We start from the raw sequence: 14,698 nt of genomic DNA, 5'->3' as shown, positions 1-14,698 counted from the left end.
CTATTAATCTCTCTTAGTTTTTGTATAATAATATAAAAATAAAGCAATATATACTATAGGTAATAAAAGTAATACTTTTAAATCAAGGTCAAATGTATTAGTATAAAATGTAAATATGACTGCTAATAATACAATTATTAAGTTTGGGATTGTTTGAAGAAATGCTTGTTTTGCTCTTTTATTCATTGTATTTCCTCCTCGTAAATATTAATATTTCAAAATGTTTTTCATAAAATAATCAGTAAATTATATTTAATTTTCTTAATCAAAGTATAGCAAGAGAATAAGAATAAAGAGTTACTAAAATATTACAATGAAAAATAAAGAAATAAAAAAGTTTATATTTCAAGGTTTTAGAATTGCTTTATTATACTTAAAACTATATAAGTGTGATACAATAAAAATACATTTAATAATTTTATTTATAGGAGTTTAATTTATATGGAAGTAAAAAAGATAGATAGTAATTACATAGAGCCTTTACTTAATAAATTAATTGATGAATATTACATAAATGAAAATATTTTATCAAATTTGATTAAAATAGAATCAGAAAAATTAAGAAATTATAAAAAATATGAAAAAGAATTTACAGCAGATTTAGATTTATGGGCAAAATGGATAAATTTTGTTTTGCAACTCGAATATACTATAGATGTTGATTCAGATTCTAGGATTAGAGGTATTTTAAGTTTACTAATCGATACATATGAACTTAATGTTGAATTTATAGCTAAAGTTGCACATGTTGAAGAACAATATGTTGTAGATTTTATGAATGGAGTAGATTACTTGCCAACAGAAGTAAAATATAGTATATGTGCTACTGCTATGAATCTGAGTTTAATATTTAAAAATACGGAAATATAAAGAGATAAGTATAAATATCTGTATTAATCTACCTAAATATCTTATGATGTTATCTATACATAGGTTATCTATACATAGAAAAAGCACCTATAATTAAAAGGTGCTTTTCTTATTTATCCAATTTATATTGTGTTTTTATCCTATTTGTTTTGTTAAAGCTTTTGCATATTTAATCTTTGATTTTTCATTAGTTTTTTCTAATAAATCTAAAGCACAATTAGTACAAATATTTATTTCATTACAACTATCTTTTTCAGAGTAAGTTATATACTTATTTTTAGACTTATCCATCTTTTCTCCACAATAACTACATACTATAAAGTTACTCATATTTTAAGACCTCCACTTTATTTATTTTTGAGTATAAAAATATTATTTAAATAGATTTTGTATTAACAATTAATGTAAAATTTGTATAATTCTGAAAATTAATTTGTTAAAATTATAGCAAATTTGTAACTTTACTTTTAATTATAATGTATTTTATTCGAAAGATAAACATTATAACCATAAATATTTAACATTTATTATATATTTCTTAAATTATAAACATAAGATTAATATTGATTTGATATAATTTTACATAATCAATAATTGTTTAAGAAGAAAAGATAATAAAATTAAAAGTCACCCTGATAATACTAGTTTGTTTAATATTTTTATTTGTTGTTGCTAAAAACTCTTTTATGTTGTCAATTCAATTAGAAAATACATCTCTAATTTCATCTTTTTAAATTAATACCACTAGAAGCTTGTATATAATCATAATTATAACCTAATAATATCTATTTAATTCAAGATTATAATTTTACTTTCGTTGCCTAGAAAATTAAAATGTTAGTAGAATTATTATTTTCAGTTTTTATTTATGTTATTTTTGTTTAAATAATTATATTATGGCATGAATCTGAGTATAATTAATATTGTATAATGAAATTAATATTAGAGAAAAGGGGATATTTATGTTTGGGATAGATAAAAAATTAATTGAGTATATAGTTGCAAAATCTAATTATAGTGAATTAAGTTCAAAATCAGCAGAAGTATCTTTTTTCTTAATGTTGTCCATATTTCCTTTTTTGATATTTACAATAAGTTCTATAGCATATATACCAGTTCTTCATTTAAATAAATATATAGCCTTATTTAGAAATATGATGCCAGAGAGTGCTTTTGATGTATTATCTTCAATTATAGTTTCTGCAATAGACAATAGAAGTTTAAATTTTTTAGCTGTCAGTTTTGTACTTACTATGTGGACATCTTCAAGAGCAGTAAAAGCACTTATTAAAGGAATGAATAGAGCTTATAAGGTTAAAGAAACTAGGTCTTTTTTTAAAATTTTATCTATATCATTTTTATTTACAATTATGCTTTTGGTATTGATTTTTTTATCTATGATATTTTTGGTTTATGGAGAGAAGATAGGTTACTTTATTTTTAACTTTATAGGATTAGATGAGATATTCATAAAAATATGGGATATTCTAAGATACACTGTAGGTATTGCAACAATAATAGTAATATTTACATTTTTATATAAGTATACACCTAATAAGAGTTTGACTATGAAAGAATCTGCTCCAGGTGCTATTTTTGCTACATTTGCTTGGTTTGTAGTATCATTTTTCTATTCTTATTATACAAATTATTATGCTAACTATGAAGTAATATATGGAAGTATAGCTGAAATAATTGTACTTATGACATGGATATATTTTAGTAGTTGGGTTATTGTTGTAGGCTATGAATTAAATTCAAGATTGTATTTTAGAAAGATAAGAAATGAAATATTAAAATAAAAATTGGTATTTAATATTGCAAATGTAAATTTTGCAAAAACGTTTTCTAAAAATAATTTACATTTGTTATTACATATGATAATATTGAGTTAAGATATTGCTAAGGAGATGATTCAATGTTGTCAACAGCTACATGGAGAAAAATGCTAATAAGTGCAGCAGAAATATTAAAAGAAAATAAGATATATTTATGTGAACTAGATGGTATAGTTGGAGATGGTGACCATGGAGTTACTATAGATAGAATAGCGGATTGTATGAGAAAAAGAGCTTTAGAAGAACATGATGATGATAGTATAAAATCAATTAATGAAGATTTGAGTACTTTATGTATGAATGTAAATGGGGGATCAGCAGGTCCTTTATGGGGAACTATATTTGAGGGAATGGCTGAAGGGATAGAAGATAAAAAAGAACTTAAAATAGAAGAAGTAAAAGAGATGTTTATTGAAGCAAGAGAAAATTTATCTCTTATTTCTACTGCTAAAGTAGGTCAAAAAACACTAGTAGATGCATTATACCCAGCAATAGATGCTATGTATAATACTGAAAGTGACAACATAAAAGATGTTTTTAAAGTGAGTTATGAGAAAGCAGTAGAAGGCGCAGAAAACACTAAAACTTACATAGCAAAATTTGGACGAGCAAAAAGTATAGGAGAAAGAAGTTTAGGGCATATGGACCCAGGTGCTGTTTCTATATCATTAATGTTTAAAGGTTTATATAGTGCATTATAAAAAAGATTAACAAAGCAATTAATCAATATAACAAATTTAATAGGGGGAATTTATCATGTCAATGAAAAAATTTATTAACCAACCAGAAGATTTAGCTAGAGAAGTTTTAGAAGGTTTAGAACTTTCAAATTCGGATTTACTAAGAGTTACAGATTCAAATTTAGTAATAAACAAAAAGTTGGAAGAAGAAGACAGAGTAACAATAGTTACTTTAGGAGGAGCAGGTCATGAACCAGCTTTAAGTGGATTTGTTGGGGATGGAATGGTTGATATAGCTGTAGTCGGAGATGTATTTGCCGCTCCAGGACCAAATTCTTGTTTAGAGGCTATAAAGATGGCAGACAAAGGGAAAGGTGTATTATTTGTAGTTCTTAATCATGCTGGAGATATGTTGACAGGAAACCTTGTTATGAAACAAGTTAAAAAGGAAGGATTAAATGTTAGAAAAGTTGTTACTCAAGAAGATATAGCAAATGCACCAAGAGAAAATAGTGATGATAGAAGAGGATTGGTCGGATGTATACCTTTATATAAAATAGCTGCAGGGGCTGCTAAAGAAGGAAAATCTTTAGATGAAGTTGCAGAAATAGCACAAAAATTTGCTGATAATATGGCAACTATAGCTGTTGCATGTAAAGGAGCAACTCATCCATCTACAGGTATGGTAATTTCTGAACTTGGAGAAAATGAAATGGAAATAGGAATGGGGCAACATGGAGAAGGTGGAGGTGGACGTATGGAAATGAAGTCTGCTGATGAAACTGCTGAAATAATGACACAGGCTTTAATAAAGGATTTGGATATCAAAGATGGTGAAAAAGTAATGTTAGTAGTTAATGGTTCAGGAGCTACTACTTTAATGGAAATGTTAATAGTTTATAGAAAGTGTCATAAAATATTACAAGAAAAAAATATAGAAATAGTTTCAAATTGTGTTGGAGAACTTTTGACTACTCAAGAAACAGCTGGATTCCAACTATTTATAGCTAGAATGGATGATGAATTATTGAGATATTTCAATTCACCATGCAATACACCTTACTTTAAAAAAAATTAGACTAAATTAAAGGGAGATAAAAAATGGCAGATAAAGATGGAATAATATTACCAAAAGATTATGGAATAGGGATAAAACCACCTCAACAGAGTTTTTATTTAAAAGGAATGGACAATGTAGATTGGGGAATGAAAAATAGATTATCAAAGATATTTAATCCTAAAACAGGAAAATCATTGATGCTAGCTTTTGACCATGGATATATAATGGGTCCTACTCAAGGATTGGAAAGATTAGACCTTTCAATCCCTGACCTTATAGAAGATGCAGATTGTCTTATGGCTACAAGAGGGGCTTTAAGAACGTGTATAAATCCCACTCAAGATAAAGCTATAGCACTTAGATGTTCAGCTGGGAGCTCCGTACTTAGAGAGGATATGAGTAGGGAAGTTATAGGAGTTGATATAGAAGATGCGATAAGAATGAATGCATCATGCTTAGCTATACAGACATTTATGGGGGCTGAAGGTGAATGTAAGGCTATAGAAAATTTAGTCAAAACAATAGATATGGGAAATAGATATTCAATACCAGTTTTGGGTGTCGTTGCAGTAGGTAAGGAGATGGAAAGAACTGCGAAATATTTTCTATTAGCCACTAGGATGTTAGCTGAATTTGGAGCAAGTATAGTAAAGACTTATTATTGTGAGGATTTTGAGAAAATAACATCTGCTTGTCCAGTGCCAATAGTCATAGCAGGAGGGAAAAAAGTTCCAGAAAAAGAAGCGTTAGAAATGGCTTATAGAGCTATAAATGAAGGAGCAGCAGGAGTTGATATGGGAAGAAATGTATTCCAATCAGAAAACCCAAAAGCTATGATAAAGGCAATAAAGGATGTAGTTCATGAAAATAATACTCCAGAACAAGCATACAAGTTATTTGAAGAATTAAAAGAAGAATATAAGTAGTATAAATCAAGTTTAATATATAGGTTTCAATATAATTGGAGGGGAATTTATGGAATTTGTACATATAGGTGTGATAACAGATAAGCCACAAGAGAATGAAGAGTTTAATGAAGAATTGAAGGTGTATATAACAGACCCCAAATACACAGATTTCAAATATGAATATTTAAGATTTGTTGAGGGAAGCCCACTTCCAGAAATAATGCAAAAAAATCCTCATGTTGCCTATAAAGTAAAAAACATGGACAAATATCTAAATGAGAATGAAGTAATTGTAGAACCTTTTAAAGTAGGAGATAACTTAAAATGTGCGTTTATAATTAATGGTGGTTTTATAATTGAATTAATGCAAGAATGTTAATATTTAAGCTAAAAAGTCCAGAATTTTTCTGGGCTTTTTAAATTTTTTATACAACTTGACAAATTTTATCTAATGAGATAATTTTATCTTAAAATCAGCTTTGAAAGGATGAAAATATGACTATTGAAAACGAAATGTTGAAATTAGTAGAAGTATCAAAAATGTATTATGAAGATAATAAAACTCAAGCAGAGATTGCAAAAGTTTTAGGCGTGTCAAGACCATTAATAAGTAAAATGTTAAATAGAGCAAAAGAAATTGGAATAGTAAAGATAGAGATTAGGGAACTATTTTCTAGTAATGATTTGCTGATGAATCAGGTGAAAGAGATATTTAACATTAGGGGTGGACTAATAGTACCAGAAGCTAAAACCGAATATATAACTCAACAAACTATACTAAGTCATGGAATAAAATATATAAAAGAAGAATTACCTAAGGTTAGTAATGTCGGTATAGGATGGGGATATACTATAGGTAATATAATAGAAGAAATACAAAAGAGTGAGGATACTTGTACTTTTAAAGGAGAAGTATATCCATTGGTTGGAATGGCTAACATACCAAACAAAGGATATCACCCTAATGAATTAATATCTGTATTTTCAAATAGTACAGGATTTAGTCCTGTATTTTTATATGCGCCTGCATTTCCAACTAGTAGTGAAGAACGAAATATCTATTTGAAAACTGAAAATTATCAAAGTATGGAGAAAAAATGGGATAATATAGATACAATAATTTTATCTGTTGATAATTATCCTCAGGTTCCAGACCAAGCTACTGCGATTAGATTTGGAAAGAAGCTTACAAAAGAGAAAGCAATAGGTTCCTTTTTATCTTATTATTTTAATAAAGATGGAGAAATAATTAAAAGTGATAGTGATTATGTCATACAAATACCTCTTGAAAAATTAAAAAAGGCAAAAAAAGTAATAGCTATATGTTCAGATTCTAGTATAGATTCAATAACAGGTGCATTGAAGACTGGATACATAACACATATCATTACTGATGAAAAAAAAGCGACACAAATAATTATAAACAAATAATAAATTACATAAAATTAAATTTATTCACAAATATTTGTTATAAAATATGTTATAATTAATAGAAAAATGTCATATAATTACTTAAGAAGTATTATTATAAATAACATTGAGAGGTAGTGGTTAGGATATGGAAATCCATAATAAATATGTGAATTTTATAAAAAATATACCTGTGCCTTTTTTATACTGTAAGATTATAAGAGAACATGAAGATATAGAATATAGAGTGGAATATATAAGTAAAGGTATGAGTCAAGTATTGAAACTAGAAGAGGGAATTTGTGATAAAAATATATTAGATGTATTACCTATATTTAGAGCAAAAAAATATTCCAAAGAGTTGTTCTCAGATAATGTAGATTGTATAAAAAGATATATTCCAGCACTTAAAAATTGGATAAATATAAGAAAACAAATAGTTGGAGATACGTACATAGTTTTGTATTTTAGTAAAATTGTATTCGATTATAGACAGATAATCGATTCATTTGATAAAAAAGAAAAACTAGCTTATGTTAAAGATGAAGAAGGAATATATATAGATTGTAGTGAAAATTTAATATCAATATTAAATAACAAAATTAAAACTACAAAAGATATATTTGGAAAAAATGATATAGAAGTATGGGGAGAACGAACTGGAAAATTATTTAGGGATGACTATTTAGAAGGAATATCTAGTAAAAAAAGATTTTTACAAAAATTATTTGAGTACGAAGAAACATTTTTTATGGTTGAAAAATATTTCTTATATGATGAAAACGAACTTTTAGGAACTATAGGAATAATAGATAATGTAATATACAGTGGATATAATAATAAAAACTATGATTCAAAAAACTTAATGAAAATGATTGAACACTCAATACCAGAGAATATGTTTTATAAAGATGTATATGGAAATTATATTGGGTTTAATTCAGGATTTTTGAATCTAGCCTGTATGAATAAAGAAGAATTACTAGGTAAGAATAGTCATAAAATATCAACAGAAGAATCTCTAATAGACAAGATATGTAAAAGTGATAAGGATGTAGTTGAAAATAAAAAGATTGTTACATTTGAATCAAATATGATTATACATAACGAAAACAAGTGTATTGAGATTACAAAAAGACCGTATTTTGATAGTTATGGTAGTGTCATTGGAATAATTGGTACAGCAAGGGATATAAGTAGAAGAAAAAAATTAGAAGAAGAGATGGATAAAAATAGAATGGAGTTTTTTGCAAATCTATCTCATGAACTTAGAACTCCTATAAATTTAATATCATCTTCATTACAAGTAATAGAAAAGAAAGAGGCAGACTTAATAGAATCAAATGATACTCTAAAAAGAAATCTAGGTATAGTAAAACAAAATGGAAATAGAATATTGAGATTAGTAAATAATGTTCTAGACTTTACAAAAATGCAGTCGGGATACTTAGATTTTAGGCCAAAAGAGTCTGATATAATATCATTTGTGGAAGATATATGTATGTCTGTAGCCGATTTTGCAAGTCAAAATAATATACAACTTACATTTGACACAGAAATAGAGGAATTTTCAATGTTATTTGATTCAGAAAAATTGGAAAGAATAATATTGAATTTACTTTCTAATGGAATTAAGTACAATAAAAAAAATGGGAAAATAAATATATTTTTATATGTGAAAGATAATATGTTTGAAATGAAAATATCTGATAGTGGAATAGGTATACCAAAAGAAAAAATAGATAAAATATTTAATAGGTTTGAACAAATTGACAATGAACTTTCTTATAGAGTTAAGGGCAGTGGAATTGGGCTTTCACTAGTGAAATCTTTAGTTGAATTGCATGATGGCAGTATATCTTTAAAGAGTCAACTTGGTGTTGGAAGTGAATTTATTGTCTCGTTGCCAGTTAGAAGCAAAAATAATAGTGAAAAATGCAATTATAAAAGAGAAATCAGTAGTGAGCTAAGTAAGAAATTAGAAATAGAATTTTCGGATTTATAAATTAAGTATAAAAAATAAAATTTAAAAAAACTATTGACAATTTATTTGTAAGGGTTTAAAATGAATTACAATATAATAAATAAAAAAGCGATGAATAGGAAGAGTAAATCTAATTCGATTATCAGAGAGAAAAGTCCGCTGGCTGAAAGACTTTTTAAATTAGAGAGATTGAAAACTACCTAGGAGCTACTTTCTGAAGTTATCTATATTAATAGATTTTAGTAAGAATAGTCGTTAACTACGTTAAAGTTTAAAGTGGGTTTTCATAAAAAATGAAAACTAAATTAGGTGGAACCGCGGGAATTATACTCTCGTCCTTATGTTATAAGGATGGGAGTTTTTTGTTATTTAAAATATTATTTGAAAGTATAAAAAGGAATTATAAAAAATTATAAAAGCGATGAATAGGAAGAGTAAATCTAATTCGATTATCAGAGAGAAAAGTCCATCGGCTGAAAGACTTTTTAAATTAGAGGGATTGAAAACTACCTAGGAGCTGTTATCTGAAGTTACTCTAAAAAGAGTTTTAGTAAGATTAACCGTTAACTGCGTTAAAGTACAAAGTGGATTTTGTCAATAATTGACAAAAATCAAATTGGGTGGAACCGCGAGCATAGACTCGTCCCTTTATATAGGGATGGGTCTATTTTTATTACAATAAAAGATTGAAAATTAAAAAAAATCGGAAAAATATAAATTTAGGAGGAAAATAAAATGCAAAATAAAGTGAAAATTGGAGTACTAGGATATGGAACTGTAGGAAGTGGACTTATAGATATAATAGATAATAATAAAGAGAAAAGAAATATAGAAATAGTTGGGATTTTAGTTAATAATTTAGAAAAACATAAAGAAAAAAAATACTCTAATATAATAACTAATAATATAGATGACATATTTGAGAAAGATATAGATATATTAGTTGAAGTTATGGGTGGTTTAGAACCAACACTATCTTATATCAAAAAAGCATTAAATAATAAAATTCATGTTGTTACAGCAAATAAAGATTTACTAGCTGAATGTGGAGATGAGCTTGCAAAATTAGCTAGTGAAAATAAAGTAAGTATTAAATTTGAAGCTTCAGTTGCTGGAGGTATACCAGTATTAAAGCCTATAATAGAATCATTAGAAGGAAATAATATAGATAGCATAAATGCTATTTTGAATGGAACTACTAACTTTATATTATCTAAAATGTATGATGAGGATTTGTCTTATGACATGGCATTAAAACAAGCTCAAGAATTAGGTTTTGCTGAAGCAAACCCAGAGTCAGATGTCTTAGGATATGATGCTGCTAGAAAACTATCAATATTGTCAACTCTAGCTTATGATAATAGAGTATACTGGAAAGATGTATATTTAGAAGGAATTACAGATATAGATGAAAAAGACATAGAATATGCAAAAAAATTAAATTGTAAGATAAAATTAATTGGTCAAAGCAAATATGAAAATGACAAAGTAAGTGCATTTGTTAGACCTGTTCTAGTGGAAAAAGATAACATACTTGCTAGAATAGACAATGAGTTTAATGCTGTCATAGTAAATGGAGATTCAGTAGGAGAAGTTTCTTTTGTAGGTAAGGGAGCTGGAAGTCTAGCAACAGGAAGTGCAGTTTACTCAGATGTTATTGATATAATAGATAATAGAGTTTCTAGTATAGACTCTTTTACTAAAGATAGAATACAAGTAAATAAAATAGTTAGAGAAAAGTGTGGAGCACTTCTTAGATTTAAAAAATGTAATAAAGATGAAATATTGAATATAGTTGGGAATTGCTTAGTAAATTATGATATTTTAAATGATGATGATGAGCTTGCTATTATGGTTTATGCTGACTCTGAGTATGAAATAAATAACAGTTTATGTCTAATAAAAGATAAAGGATATTGTGAAAAAATGAATAAAATGTTGAAAATAAGCTAAAAAGAAAATAATATAGGTTTCTATGTAACATATTTTGAAAATTTTAATACTATATACTATGAGATGAAACAAAACATCTCATAAAAAATTAAAATTAAAAGGAGATATGCTATATGGGAAATAATAGATGTTCAGGAGATTGGTATAGAAGAAGTTATTCTACATCAAGATGGTTCCAAGATGAGAATAATTCATGTGATAGGGATAGAGATAGAAATAGAGACTGTGACAGAGATAGAGATAGAGATTGTGACAGAGATAGAGATAGAGATTGTGACAGAGATAGAGATAGAGATTGTGACAGAGATAGAGATAGAGATAGAGACAGAGATTGTGATAGAGATAGAAATAGAGACTGTGACAGAGACAGAAACAGAAATTGTGATAGATTTAGAAGAGAAGCTGAAAAAAGAGAAAGAGAAGCAAGAGAAGCATTCTGTGAAGCTGAAGAAAGAGGAAGAGAAGCAAGAAAATTTGAAAATGAAGCTAGAAAAATGTGGGAAAAAGCAGAAAAATCTTGGAATGAACACTCAGCTTATAATTATCAAGGTATAGAATCTCTAGAAGAGTCTAGAAGATTCTTTGACGAAGGTATGGAATGTGAAGCTAGAAGAAATGGAAACAACAATAATAACCATAATTGTGATAGATGTAAATGTCATAAGTGTAATTGTGACAGATGCAAATGTGATAGATGTAATTGCAATTGCTGTAGAAGATAAAAAATTTCATTGACAAATTAATAGTTAAAATATATCATATTATGTATAATAAAGAGAAAATTCAGAAAGATTAACGGAAATATAAGTATAGTTATTAGACAAATAGTGCTCAGTCAGTGAGGTGAGTACAATATGATTAAACTCCTATCCTCTAGTTATTGATAGAGGGTGGGAGTTTTTATTTATTGCTAGAATGATAACATTATAAAACTAGGAGGAAAAAGATGAAGAGTATAAAAAAATCAAATATAAAAGAAAAGGTAGATGAAAAAATACTAAGAGAACAAGTAAGTTCTATAATAGAAGATATAAGAAATAATAAAGAGACTGCTTTGAAAAAATATAATGAAATGTTTGATAAAAATACAAGAGATGAATTCAGAATTACTGAAGAAGAAATAAAAGAAGCCTATAAACATGTAGATGATGAATTTATAAACAATTTGAAAATTGCTACTAAAAATATAAGAGAATTTGCAAAAGCCCAAAAGGCTAGTTTCGAAAATTCTTTTGAAAAAGAAATCTATCCAGGCGTTATTTTAGGTCAAACTAATATTCCTATAGAATCATGCCTTGCATATGTTCCAGGTGGCCAATATCCTTTATTTTCAACAGCTCTTATGCTTATAATACCTGCAAAAATTGCAGGAGTAAAAAGAATAGTGGCTTGTTCACCAACGATGAAAAACACTAAAAATATAAATCCTAAAACATTAGTAGCTATGGATATAGCAGGAGCTGATGAAATATATGCAACTGGAGGAGTTCAAGCTATAGCAGCATTTACATATGGTACAGAAAAGATTAAACCTGTTGATATAATCGTAGGGCCAGGAAATAAGTTTGTAACAGAAGCAAAAAGACAATGTTATGGGCAAGTTGGAATTGATTTTGTAGCTGGTCCAAGTGAAGTTCTTATAATAGCTGATGAAACTTCAAATCCAGTTTATATTGCGGCTGACTTGTTGGCACAATGTGAGCATGATTTAAATGCAAGGGGTATATTATTAACTGATAGTTTAGAAATAGCACAAGAGGTTGAAAAAAATATAAAAATCATGTTAGAAGATTTACCAACAAAAGATATTGCATATAATTCATGGAAAAATAATGGTGAAATAATACTGGTTGATGATATAGATGAAGCAGTAAAAATAAGTAATTTTTATGCACCTGAACACTTAGAAATAGCAGTAAATAAATACGAAGAAATTTGTGATAAATTAACTAACTATGGCTCACTATTTATTGGTAACTTGTCTGCTGAGGTATTTGGTGATTATGTTTCAGGTACAAATCATACATTACCAACACTTAAAGCATCAAGATATACTGGTGGTGTTTGGGTTGGTACTTTTATAAAAACTTGTACAAAGCAGATACTGAATGAAAAGGCTATAAAAGTATTAGCACCTGTTGCAGAAAAACTAGCAAAAGAAGAAGGGCTATATGCACATGCAAAGGCAGCTGAAGTTAGATTTAAGAAGTAGATAGAGAAAGTGGTTAATGAATGTAAAAACAGATATTGAGATAAAAATAGTATTTTAGGAATAATTATTTATGTATAGTTTAGATTTTAAAAGAAATAAATTTAGAAATAATCTACTTTAAATTTATTTCTTTTTCATAGAAACAACTTCAAAATGTTTTACGAATTGTTATTTTATGTTAAACTAATATTAATGAAAATTTTGAAAGTATTTATACTAAATTTTTATGTCATTTTTTAATGATATCAATTGATATTGGAGGGATAGATATTGAGAAAAATTAATATTAGATTTATAGACTAATTTGTAAAGGGGGAAAACCTATGGAAAGCAATAGTAAATTTGATAAGGTTTTAAATAAAAGAGATGTCTTTGTATTAGCGTTTGGAGCAATGATTGGGTGGGGATGGGTTGTCTTATCTGGTGAGTGGATTCAAAGAGCTGGTACATTAGGAGCAATTATAGCTTTTGGTATTGGAGGAGTAATGGTATTATTTGTTGGACAAGTTTATGCTGAATTAACATCTTCTATGCCAAAGTGTGGAGGAGAACAAGTGTTTAGCTATAGAGCACTAGGAAGAAATGCATCATTTGTATGTACATGGGCTATTATTTTGGGTTATGTTTCTGTTATAGCTTTTGAAGCAGTCGCATTGCCTACTGTGTTGCAATATATATTTCCTGGATATATTAAAGGATTTTTGTATGAAGTAGCAGGATTTGATGTATATTTTACTTGGGTAATAGTTGGTGTTTTAAGTTCGATAGTAATATCTGTTGTAAACTATTTTGGAGTAAAAACAGCAGCATTTTTGCAGGGTATACTTACTGTTATGATTACATTAATCGGATTAGCACTTATGTTTGGTTCATTTACTCATGGAGACTTAGGTAATGCTCAACCACTATTTAAAGATGGTATAACTGGAATACTTACAGTTGCTGTTATGACACCTTTTATGTATGTAGGATTTGATGTTATACCACAAGCAGCAGAAGAGATGAATGTCCCTTTCAAAAAAATAGGTAATATACTTATTCTATCTGTGATTATGGCTGTTTTGTGGTATGCAATGATAATTTTTGGAGTATCACTTGCAATGCCAGATTCACAAATGCAGACATCTCAACTTGTAACTGCTGATGCTATGGGAAATGTATACGGAGGAAGCCAAATTGCATCTAAAATATTGATTCTTGGTGGAATAGCAGGCATACTTACTAGTTGGAATTCATTTTATGTTGGTGGTAGCAGAGCCATATATTCCATGGCTAATTGTGGTATGCTACCAAAATTTTTAGCTAAATTACATCCAAAATATAAAACTCCATCTAATGCAATTATTTTAATAGGAGTAATTACATCAATAGTTCCTTTATTAGGTGAAAATATGTTGATTTGGCTTTCAGATGCTGGGGGAGCTTCAATCGTAGTTTCATACTCGATGGTTTCAATATCATTTCTTGTTTTAAGACATAAAGAACCAAATATGATAAGACCATATAAAGTTAAACGATATAAATTTGTAGGTGCCGTATCATTATGTATGTGTGTTTTTTTAGGATTAATGTATTTACCAGGAGCTCCAGCATCTCTATTATGGCCTTATGAGTGGGCAATTTTAATAGCATGGTCAGTTCTTGGTGTAGTATTTTTTTTCTGGGCTAAAAATAGTGATACAGAAAAGAAAGCACCAGACTATGATTAAATATTTTAGTTACATATTCACAATTCAAAAATACAATATATATTAGTTATTTAAATAGAAAAGTCATTTCACAA

The 14,698-nt window shown here is 27.8% G+C and carries 14 protein-coding genes and 2 other annotated features; of the genes, 12 read left to right on the top strand and 2 right to left on the bottom strand.

The features are described from left to right. Positions 1–3: 3 nt before the first annotated feature. Positions 4–186, bottom strand: a complete 183-nt coding sequence (locus KGF36_RS03515) for a hypothetical protein (protein WP_227827429.1) — start codon at positions 184–186, stop codon at positions 4–6. A 255-nt stretch (positions 187–441) separates the two neighbouring features. Here KGF36_RS03515 and KGF36_RS03510 point away from each other — a divergent pair, with 255 nt between their 5' ends. Next, positions 442–870 carry an HTH domain-containing protein gene (locus tag KGF36_RS03510; protein ID WP_227827430.1) on the top strand — a complete coding sequence of 143 codons (429 nt, stop codon included), beginning with the start codon at positions 442–444 and terminating at the stop codon, positions 868–870. Between the two features lie 135 nt (positions 871–1,005). Here KGF36_RS03510 and KGF36_RS03505 read toward each other — a convergent pair whose 3' ends face one another. Next, positions 1,006–1,200, bottom strand: a complete 195-nt coding sequence (locus KGF36_RS03505) for a DNA-directed RNA polymerase (protein ID WP_227850823.1) — start codon at positions 1,198–1,200, stop codon at positions 1,006–1,008. 632 nt (positions 1,201–1,832) lie between these two features. Between KGF36_RS03505 and KGF36_RS03500 the strand changes: the two genes are divergently transcribed. The 11 genes from KGF36_RS03500 to KGF36_RS03450 all read left to right on the top strand — a co-directional run bounded on the left by KGF36_RS03500 (position 1,833) and on the right by KGF36_RS03450 (position 14,624). Further along, positions 1,833–2,672 carry a YihY/virulence factor BrkB family protein gene (locus KGF36_RS03500; RefSeq protein WP_227827432.1) on the top strand — a complete coding sequence of 280 codons (840 nt, stop codon included), beginning with the start codon at positions 1,833–1,835 and terminating at the stop codon, positions 2,670–2,672. A gap of 116 nt (positions 2,673–2,788) precedes the next feature. Then, a complete protein-coding gene (dhaL, locus tag KGF36_RS03495) occupies positions 2,789–3,409 on the top strand; it encodes a dihydroxyacetone kinase subunit DhaL (RefSeq protein WP_227827433.1) in 621 nt (206 codons plus the stop codon). A 55-nt stretch (positions 3,410–3,464) separates the two neighbouring features. Next, a complete protein-coding gene (locus KGF36_RS03490; protein WP_227827434.1) occupies positions 3,465–4,466 on the top strand; it encodes a dihydroxyacetone kinase subunit DhaK in 1,002 nt (333 codons plus the stop codon). 23 nt (positions 4,467–4,489) lie between these two features. Next, a complete protein-coding gene (gene lsrF, locus KGF36_RS03485; RefSeq protein WP_227854564.1) occupies positions 4,490–5,374 on the top strand; it encodes a 3-hydroxy-5-phosphonooxypentane-2,4-dione thiolase in 885 nt (294 codons plus the stop codon). A gap of 49 nt (positions 5,375–5,423) precedes the next feature. Further along, positions 5,424–5,735, top strand: coding sequence for a hypothetical protein (locus KGF36_RS03480; RefSeq protein ID WP_227854563.1), 312 nt, complete (start codon positions 5,424–5,426; stop codon positions 5,733–5,735). 116 nt (positions 5,736–5,851) lie between these two features. Then, positions 5,852–6,787: a sugar-binding transcriptional regulator gene (locus tag KGF36_RS03475; protein ID WP_227827437.1), complete on the top strand. Its 936-nt coding sequence runs from the start codon at positions 5,852–5,854 to the stop codon at positions 6,785–6,787. Positions 6,788–6,914: 127 nt separating this feature from the next. Next, positions 6,915–8,771: an ATP-binding protein gene (locus KGF36_RS03470; RefSeq protein WP_227840298.1), complete on the top strand. Its 1,857-nt coding sequence runs from the start codon at positions 6,915–6,917 to the stop codon at positions 8,769–8,771. An 81-nt stretch (positions 8,772–8,852) separates the two neighbouring features. Then, positions 8,853–9,093 (top strand) — a binding site (T-box leader). A gap of 69 nt (positions 9,094–9,162) precedes the next feature. Further along, positions 9,163–9,401: a binding site (T-box leader), on the top strand. Between the two features lie 84 nt (positions 9,402–9,485). Further along, the gene (locus KGF36_RS03465; protein WP_227433002.1) at positions 9,486–10,703 is read left to right on the top strand and encodes a homoserine dehydrogenase; all 1,218 of its coding nucleotides are present in this window, start codon (positions 9,486–9,488) and stop codon (positions 10,701–10,703) included. Positions 10,704–10,816: 113 nt separating this feature from the next. Further along, the gene (locus tag KGF36_RS03460) at positions 10,817–11,425 is read left to right on the top strand and encodes a hypothetical protein (RefSeq protein WP_227854562.1); all 609 of its coding nucleotides are present in this window, start codon (positions 10,817–10,819) and stop codon (positions 11,423–11,425) included. 224 nt (positions 11,426–11,649) lie between these two features. Further along, a complete protein-coding gene (gene hisD, locus KGF36_RS03455; RefSeq protein ID WP_227827440.1) occupies positions 11,650–12,915 on the top strand; it encodes a histidinol dehydrogenase in 1,266 nt (421 codons plus the stop codon). A gap of 323 nt (positions 12,916–13,238) precedes the next feature. Beyond that, complete coding sequence (locus KGF36_RS03450) at positions 13,239–14,624, top strand: APC family permease (RefSeq protein ID WP_227827441.1); 1,386 nt, start codon at positions 13,239–13,241, stop codon at positions 14,622–14,624. Positions 14,625–14,698: the final 74 nt, after the last annotated feature.

Origin of the sequence: Clostridioides sp. ZZV14-6009 (assembly GCF_020658095.1) — a bacterium.
Lineage (GTDB): Bacteria > Bacillota > Clostridia > Peptostreptococcales > Peptostreptococcaceae > Clostridioides.
This window is presented reverse-complemented; position numbering and strand designations above follow the sequence as displayed.